Annotated in this window: 8 protein-coding genes and 3 pseudogenes; 4 read left to right on the top strand and 7 right to left on the bottom strand. The window is 58.2% G+C overall.

What is annotated here, in order from left to right; all coding sequences use genetic code 11:
- Positions 1 to 167 precede the first annotated feature (167 nt).
- The 5 genes from X760_RS73325 to X760_RS73310 all read right to left on the bottom strand — a co-directional run bounded on the left by X760_RS73325 (position 168) and on the right by X760_RS73310 (position 3,119).
- Positions 168 to 413 carry a DUF982 domain-containing protein gene (locus X760_RS73325; RefSeq protein ID WP_023723216.1) on the bottom strand — a complete coding sequence of 82 codons (246 nt, stop codon included), beginning with the start codon at positions 411 to 413 and terminating at the stop codon, positions 168 to 170.
- A gap of 467 nt (positions 414 to 880) precedes the next feature.
- Entirely contained in the window at positions 881 to 1,102 is a 222-nt protein-coding gene (locus X760_RS73320) for a DUF982 domain-containing protein (RefSeq protein WP_023723215.1), read from the bottom strand.
- Between the two features lie 921 nt (positions 1,103 to 2,023).
- Positions 2,024 to 2,251 (bottom strand): hypothetical protein, encoded by a 228-nt coding sequence (locus X760_RS73315; RefSeq protein ID WP_023723213.1) that lies wholly within the window; start codon positions 2,249 to 2,251, stop codon positions 2,024 to 2,026.
- 125 nt (positions 2,252 to 2,376) lie between these two features.
- Entirely contained in the window at positions 2,377 to 2,604 is a 228-nt protein-coding gene (locus tag X760_RS77050) for a hypothetical protein (RefSeq protein WP_156948385.1), read from the bottom strand.
- 335 nt (positions 2,605 to 2,939) lie between these two features.
- Entirely contained in the window at positions 2,940 to 3,119 is a 180-nt protein-coding gene (locus X760_RS73310) for a hypothetical protein (protein WP_023723212.1), read from the bottom strand.
- Positions 3,120 to 3,311: 192 nt separating this feature from the next.
- On the opposite strand from X760_RS73310, the pseudogene X760_RS76025 reads away from it, so the two are divergent.
- Positions 3,312 to 3,832: pseudogene (locus X760_RS76025) on the top strand (TniB family NTP-binding protein); the annotation flags it as partial.
- A 230-nt stretch (positions 3,833 to 4,062) separates the two neighbouring features.
- Here the strand turns inward: X760_RS76025 and X760_RS73300 are convergent.
- Positions 4,063 to 4,869: a DUF1236 domain-containing protein gene (locus X760_RS73300; RefSeq protein WP_023723209.1), complete on the bottom strand. Its 807-nt coding sequence runs from the start codon at positions 4,867 to 4,869 to the stop codon at positions 4,063 to 4,065.
- A gap of 1,030 nt (positions 4,870 to 5,899) precedes the next feature.
- Here X760_RS73300 and X760_RS73295 point away from each other — a divergent pair.
- Together X760_RS73295 and X760_RS77045 are read left to right on the top strand one after the other, a co-directional pair.
- On the top strand, positions 5,900 to 6,139 hold the full coding sequence (locus tag X760_RS73295) for a hypothetical protein (RefSeq protein ID WP_023723208.1): 240 nt from the start codon (positions 5,900 to 5,902) through the stop codon (positions 6,137 to 6,139).
- A 161-nt stretch (positions 6,140 to 6,300) separates the two neighbouring features.
- On the top strand, positions 6,301 to 6,438 hold the full coding sequence (locus X760_RS77045) for a hypothetical protein (protein ID WP_023723207.1): 138 nt from the start codon (positions 6,301 to 6,303) through the stop codon (positions 6,436 to 6,438).
- Here X760_RS77045 and X760_RS76020 read toward each other — a convergent pair.
- Positions 6,435 to 7,199, bottom strand: a pseudogene (locus X760_RS76020) (IS5 family transposase). The gene X760_RS77045 and the pseudogene X760_RS76020 sit on opposite strands and share 4 nt — an antisense overlap.
- Before the next feature lie 155 nt (positions 7,200 to 7,354).
- Here X760_RS76020 and X760_RS78745 point away from each other — a divergent pair.
- Positions 7,355 to 7,520, top strand: a pseudogene (locus X760_RS78745) (alpha/beta hydrolase); the annotation flags it as partial.

The raw sequence follows: 7,520 nt of genomic DNA, 5'->3' as shown, positions 1-7,520 counted from the left end.
ATTGATTGCCTTACGCGACGTTGGCTTGACCACTCTGACCTAAACCATACTCAGAGACGAAACAGCGTTATCCGCCGTCCAACGCGCGACTACTTCTTTAGTTTCGCTGCCGGCCGTGAGCTTGACGTACACCGGAGGGGAGAACCAATGGGTTGCCACGACACCTCCTACTCAGGGGAGAGATACACGTTGGCCTCCTTAGCGGCAGCCTCAAAGGCCTTTCGTATTATGTGGGGGTCAATTGAATCGCCCTCCAAGGCTGACAGGCAGAGGGTCACCGCCTTATGCCAGCGAGGCCCTCGCCGGGTCCATATCTTGAGCTGCTCAAGGGCTTCCTTCGCATTGTTGCAGCCATGCCTGACACCGGTTTCAGTCTTCACGAACACCGGAGGGACGAACCAGATGGGCGCCATAATACCTCCTACTCAGGGGAGAGATACACGTTGGCCTCCTTGGCAGCCGCCTCAAAGGCTTCACGGACCCATGGGGGCACACCCTGCCCTCGAACGCATCGACGCAGGATTGGACCGCCTTGGTCCACTTCGGGCCCTTTGTGTCCCACGCCACGAGTTCTTCGGCGGCTCCCTCGACGTGGCTGACCCCATTGCGAATGCCCGGACGTTTCGTCTTCACGTAGACCGGAACCAAGAGGGGACCCATAAAGGGGAACTTAGAGCGGGAAGAGCCCCCTGACCAACCCCGCTTTAGCCGCAGCTAAGGGAACGATGTAGGCCATCGCGGGTTTAGAGGTGGCAGCGGGATTCTTCGTGGATGTGCAGCCGCTGTAGGAGGGTCCGTCGCCTCTCCCTCACCGGCGGCGGGCTCCTTTCGCGAAGGCGGTATTGGTAAGAGGCACCAAGAACCTTGTACCGCATCCAATTTAGCTAATTGTCTTTGGGGGGAGTAATGTCCCCTCCTCTTTTGCAGCAGCCAGGAATGCCTTGCGGGCCTCCTCGGGTTCCATCTCGTCGAAGATCACGGCCATGCAAACGCGCACCGCGAGGTCCCACCACGGGCCACGCTTGGTCCACTTCATCAGCTCCTCGCCGGCTGCCTCGGCGTTGTCGACGCTGCGGATGATCCCGAAACGCTCGGTCTTCACGCGGACCGGAGGGTTGAACCAGTGGAGGGCTACGAAGGGACCTCAGGCGGCTAGCGGATTTCGACTCTACCAACCGGCTCAGCGATGAGGACGGTTACCGTTTGTTAGGCATGTCTGAGTCCGTGACGGGATGTTTCCAAACGTTCATCGACGGTTGTCTGAGCGGTCGGTACGAAGCCGGTATGCATCATCTTCCGGTAGCTNAGGACGGTTACCGTTTGTTAGGCATGTCTGAGTCCGTGACGGGATGTTTCCAAACGTTCATCGACGGTTGTCTGAGCGGTCGGTACGAAGCCGGTATGCATCATCTTCCGGTGGGTGTCGCCCTGGTCATTTCGCTTGGTGTCGGTCTACTCCTTGCGACGATCGCGTCAAAGGACCAGTCGGAAATCTGCGGCATCCGATGCTTATTCGTCCCTCGGCGAGAGCGTTAATTTGAGGGCTGTCACGCCAAGGCCGGAACGTCGAAAGTGAATGGCTGGCACACGGGCGCGCGCCCATTGCGAGGTCACCACAAGCGAAGTCGGCCGACAGCTACTCGCGACCGTCGAATGCCACGCAGAGGCCCATGGCAGTTGCTGCCTCGACGATTGCCTCGGTTAGTTCTTCGTCGGAGGCCACCAAANAATGCCACGCAGAGGCCCATGGCAGTTGCTGCCTCGACGATTGCCTCGGTTAGTTCTTCGTCGGAGGCCACCAAATAAGGCGCAGTGCCGACGCGCAAAGGGTCGGTCCGCTTCTAGGGCAAGCAATCACTGTACTCCTCAACAGGACGGACCGTCGCGACACGGTCTCGAACTGGATCGCGCGAGGACCCCCCTCTCGACCTGTAGAGCATGCTTCGATCCGCCTTTCGTCAACAACCTTGGTCGAATCATCCCGACGTATACCGGAGGAAAGAACCAATGGGTTGCCATGAGGCTATTCGCGCAGGTCGAACGCGACGAACATGCCAAAGGCTGGGGCAAAGTTGACAATAAACTCCACGAGTTCGCAGTCAGTTTCCGCCAGATGTGGCCCGTCTCGGCGCACCGCTGCAATAGTCTCTTTGACGGAGACGATTTGGCCGCGACGGGCTTGTAGGATCAGCTCGTGAACAAGGTGTTTGGCAGTCACCTTGTCGGGTCGGCAGTTCGTCCAAACGTTCATACAAGGCCTCCCACCTCAGCGAGAACCCAAGGAGAAATTCATGACCCTGTGTCGGGAAAAATCAAGAAGAAATGTTTGGTGGAATTTCTGAGCGGGAACCAGAGGGACAAGCCACGAAAGAGCCTCTATACTCTTTGGACCTGACGCTCAGCCAGCCGGCTAGGGACTTCTTCCGTCGACCCCTGTTTTGCCTGGTCAATAGCCGCAAGTAATGACTGTAACGTTGGCGGCAGTTCTGGTTCGACCTCCAGATTCAAGAACGTTTGTACGTGATGACGATAGCCTTCGGAACGGATCAGTTTCCGAAACGCTTCGGAGACAGACTGATGGTCTGCTTTGTTGCTGGTTGTCATGTACGGGAAATCCGTCCCAATGAGCCGCAACTCGCTCGCGACGAATGGGTTCCATCAGGAGGTCGGAATATTTGGTAGAAATTTTTGAGCGGGAGATCGGATAACTGGCTCGCGCGAAGACGCCCCGTGCCCCTTCGTTTGCCGCAGCATTAATCCTCGCTCTTTGAACTGAGGATTCGTGTCGATCTAGCGTCGGTGTTGCACATCGTGAATGTTGGAATGCTTCTGTCAATGTTTGCTCACGCTGTGATGCCGACAGGGCAGGCTCTTGCGGCAGGGTGCCGCAAGGTCGCGACGAATGAAACGCCGGCCCAGTTCAACCCGCGCGACGTCCTTCAAAGCTGGGGGGGATCGATCTTCATCAAGCGGTCTGCGGCCTCGACCGCAGTTCGTATCCTGCTGCACAGCGCGAGATTTTCGGCCAGCATTTCTTCAGTGCGTTGAAGCGCGAACTCGGTCCGGTGGATGCGCTGCCTGGCATTGGCAACTTCCGATGTCAAAAGATCGGCCGCCATCCCGTGGCCGTGGGGTTCCATAGTGTCCATGGGTTTCTAGTACATNCGAAGACACACTCAGGCGGCTGGTGATCAAGCACCGTCTTCACAACCAGACAATGCCCGGTGCTCCGTGGAGAGTAAGCGCTCCCGGTTTGGCTATGGCGCTCGCCGGCGATGATGACGCGGTTGAGGCAGGACGATCGCGAGCACGATCGTTTGAGCCGGCTCCTTGATCATCCGCAGGGCACGCGCGTGCCTTCGGTCGCAATTTATGGCGACAGCGGCCTGGGTAAAACCATGATCATGAAGAAGTTCAGGGACGAACACCCGCCAAGCCTCCGGTGACCGGCACTTTGAGAACACCGGTTCTCGCCATGGAGATGACCAGCCGGCCCGGAGAACGGCGGTTCTACGCCGAACTGCTTACCCTGCTCGGAGTACCGCAATGGCGGCGCGCCGACATTGCCCAAATGGAGCAATCCGCACTGCGGATCATGGAGGCGATTGGCGTGCAGGTCCTGGTCATCGACGAGGTGGACAATATCCTCGCCGGATCCTATCGCGAGCAGCGGATCGTGCTGAACACGCCACGCTTTCTCAGTAACCGTCTGCAGATCTCGCTCGTCTGCTTCGGCGTCAACGAGGCGCGCGAGGCGATCAGCGGCGACGTCCAGCTGGCGCGCCGGTTCGAGCAGTTCACCTTGAGCCGATGGGCAGCAAACGGACAGTTCCTCGTAGCAGCTTCAGGGCAGGCGCAAGGCGCTTCGCCAGCTTCGCCAGCGTCGACCGGGAACAGTTGGTCGCCTTCACGATAGTGTTCCACGGTCGATCAGACCATGCTCACTCCTCGCCCCGAGGGCGGACCTTGCAGACGCTGGAGCCGGGTACCGAAAAGCCCGCCGCCCGAGCTGCGCGGCGGGCTTTGGTACAATCAACTCAGTTGTAGACCGTCTGGCCACAACTAGCTCAGGATAACCACGATCTTGTAGGTATTCGGATCAACGATGACGATTCGGCCGTCGGCCAGCACGAAATATTCATAGGATTCGTAAGCCGGGACGATTTTGACGATGCGCGCCGGCAGACGATGCAGCCGGACCTTCTTCCGCGGAACTTCGATGCCGACAGAGATGTCGAAATCGACGCTGGAAACCGGTTGGACGTTCGTCTCCTTGATGACCTGCGTGATCTCCGTCTTCTGTTCAACGGTCACATTGGTGATGGAAGCGGTCGAACTCTGGTCTTGCGTCTGCGTCGAGGCATTGCCCTGAGTCTGCTCGGTGGTCGTGGTCCCAGTCTTGCCCTGAGCCTGCTCCTCGGTCTTCATTTTCGTGTTGCCTTGGGCCTGCTCGGTAGTGGTGGTTCCGGNAGTCTTGCCCTGAGCCTGCTCCTCGGTCTTCATTTTCGTGTTGCCTTGGGCCTGCTCGGTAGTGGTGGTTCCGGCCTTGCCTTGGGCCTGTTCGTCGGTCTTCATTTTGGTGCTGCCCGTGGCCTGCTGGTCAGTCGTAGCGCCGGCCTTGCCCTGGGCCTGCTCTTCGGTCTTCAGCTTCTTGTTGCCCTGCGCCTGTTGATCAGTCGTAGCGCCGGCCTTGCCCTGGGCCTGCTCGTCGGTCTTCAGCTTCGGTTTGCCCTGCGCCTGTTGATCAGTCGCAGCGCCGGCCTTGCCCTGAGCCTGCTCGTCCATCTTGGCGCCATTCTGGCAATTGGCAGCGCCGGCNCCGCAGCTGACGCTGATTGCTAGCAAGCTGGTGATCAGAACGCCTTTCATGAGAGATCTCCTTGGAAAATGCGTCCCTTCACCGCGTAAAACTGCGGCTAAAAAATTTTGTTCCAAAACCAATGGAGCGAAACGGCAAGCGATCCGAGTGGCGGAACAAGCTCCACCTGATGACGTCACCGGCCTATAGCGACCCCGCTGCGAACAGCATAATCAGGATCCATGAGGTATCGATGAGGTATCGATTGAGGATTTCCCATTGCTAGTCTCCATTACGCGTTGGGCCAATCAACCCCTTCACTCGCAAGCCACCACCAGCGTCAGTGTCGAGTTACCCTGCTTCTGGAACCCGTCCTATCGCATGCGCGGCCTGGCTAGCTGAATAGCGCGCTCAGCCGTTGTCGGCCGGCCTATTGGCGAAAGCAGCTCTTCGTGCACTATCGCCCGCAGCAATCATCAGTGCTTCAGGGTACATAAAGCCCTCATTGTCAAAATGATCCGTCAGGAACTCGCATTCGCTCGCTCAGGATCGGGCAAAACGGCGACGTCGACCGACTGGCACGACACGGTGGGCCGGTGCAGCCGGATAACATATCGATCCGAGTTGGCTGCTCCCTTGGTTTCTTTGGCTACGTCAGATGGCAAAGAAATGACCTTGCTGCCTGACGTTCAGTACCCGAAACCGTGCCTTTGTGAGGCCGATCATGTTCCGCTGGCGCAACAAGGCCTGCGGGCGGTCCGGATCTCCTCAAATGACGACTGGTCAACAAGACTCAATCCGTCACCTTCCGGCCGCTGCGTCGCCTGCGCTCAGGGGCCGGGCCTCGCAATGTACCTTCCGGGCAGGGGGATCAATCGAATGCATCTCATTGCAAACAGAAGGCGGCCGCTGATGCGTGCGACTGGACGACGTCGGCGGCCCTGATCCTGTCGGCGCCGCAATTGGCCCCGCGTTTGCAACGGAGTACGTCGTCGGCAACGAATCTGAGCTGCGCTCGGCACTGGCCGGCCAAGCCGATGGCGACAGGATCACCTTGACCAGCGACATCAGGCTGACTGCGGCGGCGGCAACCTGCCGCATGTGCACAGCAACGACACCATTTTGGGCGACGGGCATACGTTGTCTGACGGCGGCTATCGCGGGCTGTTCGTCACGTCAGGCACCGTCCGCGTTGAGGATTTGAAGATCACCGATGCGCTGGCCCAAAACGGCAACACACCTGACGGTCTGCCCGAAAGTGTCGGGCTGCTGGCCGACGCACAAGCTTGGCGGTGTTCGAAGGTTCTAGTCCCGCTTTGGGACAATCGGATTGGCGTCTGAATTGCCTCTTAAGACTCACCAGAGTGTAGCTACAGCGAAGGAGATGGAGAACGGGTTTAGCTGTTTTGGAGGAGTCAGCCAGACGGCCGAGTTCAACTCCTTTGCACTGGTGGAACGAGAATATCTCTCGATAGTTGTGGGAATGGGTTGCGGAATATGAAATGTATAGGTTGCTCCGAAGAGCTACTCTGAAGCTGAAACACCATACCGGCATCTTTATGCCGGTAGTCTGGCTGCTTGGGGTTTACGTGCTGGTCGCAATCGTGCTGTTTTCTCTGCGGTTGATCAACGTGTTCTAGGACGTAGACTCATTAACGCGTAGCCAAATACGGACGCAGACGAGTTTGAGGGCAGCGAGGTAGTTTTCTGCCAGCTTGTCATATCGAGTTGCGATGCGACGGAAGTGCTTGGCCTTGTTGAAGAAGCGTTCGACGAGGTGCGTGCCTTGTAGAGGAAGGGGCTGAAGCACATCGGGTCCTTGCGGTTGGCCTTGGGCGGGATGTTGGCCCATGCCTTTCGCTCGGTGACGACAGTGCGCAAGGCATTGGCATCATAGCCCTTGTCTGCGAGCAGCATGGCACCCTCGGGCAAATCCGTGATCAAGTCCGCTGCGGAAGCGACGTCACTCATCTGACCTACCGTAACATCAGCTTGATCGGCCTGCCTTTCGCGGCGACAAGAGCATGGATTTTGGTTGTCAGCCCGCCTCGGGATCGGCCGAGACAATGATCTCGATCCCCCTTTTTGCCGTCGCACCCTGCTGATGGACGCGAACAATGGAGGTGTCGATCATCTGCACCTCACCGTCATGGGCTTTGGTAATGTTGGCCATGAGGCGATCCCACACACCTGCTTTCCGCCATCGGACAAAGCGATTGTAGCAGGTTGTGCGTGGGCCGTATCGCTCAGGCAGATCGCGCCATGGCGCACCCGATCGCAGCACCCAGAAGATGCCGTTCAGCACCCGCCGATCATCGACGCGCGGCACCCCTCGCGGCTTATTGGGCAACAGTGGCTCGATCACGCGCCATTCGAAGTCGGTCAGGTCATATCGGCTCATGCTGAACCTGAATCAGATTCCGCTCCAATTTGAAACCGCCAGTCGACAAACGATCCTTCTCGGACATACGTGGCAAGTTCACATCCCGCGGAAGCCGACATTGAACTGCCTCTCCGTTTACACGTTTGGCAAATGTTGCGAATGGAGGGAGTTGCGTGTTTGAAGGTTTCTCGCTGGAGCAGATCAAACTTCCGGAAGCGACGCTCAGAGTGCGGGTTGGTGGAGGGGGCCCACCGCTTCTGATGTTGCACGGTCATCCTCGCACCCATGCCACTTGGCATCGCGTGGCGCCGATTTTGGCTGAGGAATACACCGTAATTT

Source organism: Mesorhizobium sp. LSHC420B00 (assembly GCF_000503055.1).
In the GTDB taxonomy this organism is placed as follows: domain Bacteria; phylum Pseudomonadota; class Alphaproteobacteria; order Rhizobiales; family Rhizobiaceae; genus Mesorhizobium.
Note: the sequence above shows the minus strand (reverse complement) of the source record. Positions and strands in the feature narration are given on the sequence as shown.

Coding starts and splice junctions, on each gene's coding strand:
- X760_RS73325 (WP_023723216.1), bottom strand. CDS start 413: ATGGCGCCCATCTGGTTCGTCCCTCCGGTGTTCGTGAAGACTGAAACC.
- X760_RS73315 (WP_023723213.1), bottom strand. CDS start 2,251: ATGAACGTTTGGACGAACTGCCGACCCGACAAGGTGACTGCCAAACAC.
- X760_RS77050 (WP_156948385.1), bottom strand. CDS start 2,604: ATGACAACCAGCAACAAAGCAGACCATCAGTCTGTCTCCGAAGCGTTT.
- X760_RS73310 (WP_023723212.1), bottom strand. CDS start 3,119: ATGGCGGCCGATCTTTTGACATCGGAAGTTGCCAATGCCAGGCAGCGC.
- X760_RS77045 (WP_023723207.1), top strand. CDS start 6,301: ATGTATAGGTTGCTCCGAAGAGCTACTCTGAAGCTGAAACACCATACC.